At 49.0% G+C, this 343-nt stretch carries 1 protein-coding gene; it reads right to left on the bottom strand.

The window, feature by feature from the left end; genetic code table 11:
* Nucleotides 1-176, bottom strand: a 176-nt coding sequence (locus FVP33_RS20280) for a phage tail assembly chaperone (RefSeq protein WP_425460963.1), incomplete at its 3' end; no start/stop codon positions are given.
* Nucleotides 177-343 lie beyond the last annotated feature (167 nt).

The following is a 343-nucleotide window of genomic DNA, read 5'->3' as shown; positions in this document are numbered from 1 at the left end:
TTATCGAACAGTTCTTTCATGGCTCCAGAGAAGTCGTGGTCAGCTTGATACTTGGCAAGGGATGGACCCAGCAAGCTGGTTAGCTGCTTCAGTACGCTGATACCGCGAGTTGCTGGCAGAAGGTTGATAGTGTATTCTGTCCCATTGTGGATGACAGTACGTTGGTTTCCGAACATAAATACTCCTTATTTATCTGAGGTAGCTAAGAGCGCCTTGAACAGTTCCAAACACGTCGAAGCCGACTTGCTGGTTTCCGCCTACCGTGCCATCGGTCCAGTCCAGAACATCAATAGTCCAGACCCTGTTCTCGATTCCATCGGTGAATGTTATGCTAGGGTAGCCA

Origin of the sequence: Lacisediminihabitans profunda, from assembly GCF_008040105.1 — a bacterium.
Taxonomy (GTDB): domain Bacteria; phylum Actinomycetota; class Actinomycetes; order Actinomycetales; family Microbacteriaceae; genus Lacisediminihabitans; species Lacisediminihabitans profunda.
This window is presented reverse-complemented; position numbering and strand designations above follow the sequence as displayed.